The sequence below is a fragment of the Pantoea sp. CTOTU49201 genome, from assembly GCF_032054795.1.
In the GTDB taxonomy this organism is placed as follows: Bacteria; Pseudomonadota; Gammaproteobacteria; order Enterobacterales; family Enterobacteriaceae; genus Pantoea; species Pantoea symbiotica.
In genome coordinates this window covers 283-2,410 of sequence record NZ_DAMBSA010000546.1, presented here as the reverse complement: position 1 = coordinate 2,410, position 2,128 = coordinate 283, and the positions used below count along the sequence as shown (strand labels likewise).

Sequence of the window (2,128 nt, the reverse complement as noted above, 5' to 3'; positions counted from 1 at the left end):
AGCGACGCGTCTGCCCGGTATCATGCCACCGTTAGACGACCAGGAAGCGCTGGAATGCGCCGCTATCGCCAGTCTGGTAAGCAGCGGCAATCTCCATCATCAGTGGCGCAAACGGCCGTTCAGAGCGCCTCATCACAGTGCATCACTGTATGCGTTGGTTGGTGGCGGTTCATTGCCACGGCCTGGGGAAATATCTTTGGCACACAACGGTGTGTTATTCCTCGATGAACTGCCCGAGTTTGAGCGCAGAACGCTGGATGCGTTGCGCGAACCAATTGAATCCGGGGAAATCGCCATTTCACGCACGCGCGCTAAAGTGACTTATCCCGCTCGCTTTCAATTGATTGGCGCAATGAATCCTAGCCCGACCGGGCATTATCAGGGCAATCATAATCGCTCATCACCTCAGCAGGTGTTGCGCTATCTCAATCGCCTATCAGGGCCCTTTCTCGATCGCTTTGATTTATCGTTAGAAGTTCCACTTCTTCCGAGCGGATCGCTAAGTAAGAAGCAACAAGTCAGCGAAAGTAGCGCTGAAGTTTTAACTCGCGTCCTTGCCGCGCGACAGATTCAAACAGCACGCAGCGGAAAAGTGAATGCTCATCTATCAAACCCGGAGATTTTACGTTGGTGTCCATTGAAGCAGCAGGATGCTGAATGGCTGGAAGAGGTGTTGAATTCGTTGGGGCTTTCAGTACGCGCCTGGCAGCGGATTTTAAAGGTGGCGAGGACAATCGCTGATTTAGCAGGTGAAGTGCAGATTACCCGGGGTCATTTGCAGGAAGCAGTGGGATATCGCAGCATCGACCGCTTAATGATCTATCTGCACAAAACTCTGGAATAAAAAACGGGGCTTATATAAGCCCCGCTATTCTTAATCATCGCTATCGCTAAAATCTTCCACCGTGTCCATCTGCGGCTTGCCGCCAGATAGCGTATGGAAACGCTTAGGTCGCTTAATACGTGCGGTATATTTCGACCATACACGTTCAGCTTCCGTTTGCGGCTCACGAAGACCACGACATACTTCTAAAAATGAACGCTCTTCTTCTGTAATGGGTTCACGCTTAGCGAGATCCAGTTCATTAAAGGCGTAACCGTGGCGCTCCAGAAGCTGAGCTTCTTTAATGGTGAAATCACCATGACGCGAAAAACCACGTGGGTAATGTTTGTTATCAAAGAAACGATTCGTTGTTGCGAAGCTATCCGCCATTTTACACGCTCCTGACTCTCATATGGCCGTGCTATTTATGGCGCGGAGTATTAGATAGGCTTGACAGAGTGTAAAACAAAACATTTAAATCAGTACGACAAACAATTTTTGGGAGAATGCAGTGGATACGGAATTACTGAAAACTTTCCTCGAAGTGAGCAGAACACGCCATTTCGGGCGTGCTGCTGAAGCGCTTTACCTCACGCAATCTGCCGTTAGTTTTCGCATTCGTCAGCTGGAAAATCAGCTGGGCGTAAACCTTTTTACTCGTCACCGTAATAACATCCGGCTGACTTCAGCGGGCGAGCGTTTATTGCCCTATGCCGAAAGCTTGATGAGTACCTGGCTGATGGCCAAAAAGGAAGTCTCACATACACAACAGCATCATGAGCTTTCGATAGGAGGTAGTGCATCCCTTTGGGAGGCTTACTTAACTCCTTGGTTACAAACACTTTATGAGAATCGCGAAAGCCTTCATCTTGAGGCACGTATCGCCCAGCGACACTTGCTGGTTAAGCAGTTGCATGAACGTCAGTTGGACCTATTGATCACGACCGAAGCACCAAAAATGGATGAGTTAACTAGCCAACAAATAGGCCATATTTCGCTCGCATTATTCCGGGCGCGCAAAACTGAGAAGCGTGAGAAATATGACTATATCAAGCTGGAATGGGGCGCAGATTTTCATCAGCATGAAAGTTACCTATCTAGTGATGATGTCCCCGTATTAACCACGACATCGGCACATTTAACGCGCGAATTACTGCACACCACCGGTGCTTGTGCGTTTTTACCTGATTTTTGGCACGGCATTTATAGTGATTTGATGGTTATTCCAGATACACCCGTCGCCGTGCGACCGTTATATGCGGTGTGGCTGAAGAATAGCGATCAGCAAAGTCACATTCGTCAGCT

General features: G+C 48.8%; 3 protein-coding genes. 2 read left to right on the top strand and 1 reads right to left on the bottom strand.

Annotated elements, in window-relative coordinates:
• On the top strand, positions 1 to 844 hold an 844-nt coding region (locus tag RTY00_RS23550), incomplete at its 5' end, for a YifB family Mg chelatase-like AAA ATPase (RefSeq protein WP_312666576.1).
• 30 nt (positions 845 to 874) lie between these two features.
• Here RTY00_RS23550 and RTY00_RS23545 read toward each other — a convergent pair.
• Positions 875 to 1,213 (bottom strand): DUF413 domain-containing protein, encoded by a 339-nt coding sequence (locus RTY00_RS23545; RefSeq protein ID WP_008106616.1) that lies wholly within the window; start codon positions 1,211 to 1,213, stop codon positions 875 to 877.
• Between the two features lie 121 nt (positions 1,214 to 1,334).
• Between RTY00_RS23545 and hdfR the strand changes: the two genes are divergently transcribed.
• The coding region (gene hdfR, locus RTY00_RS23540; RefSeq protein WP_312666575.1) for an HTH-type transcriptional regulator HdfR at positions 1,335 to 2,128 on the top strand (794 nt) is incomplete at its 3' end.

Coding starts and splice junctions, on each gene's coding strand:
- RTY00_RS23545 (WP_008106616.1), bottom strand. CDS start 1,213: ATGGCGGATAGCTTCGCAACAACGAATCGTTTCTTTGATAACAAACAT.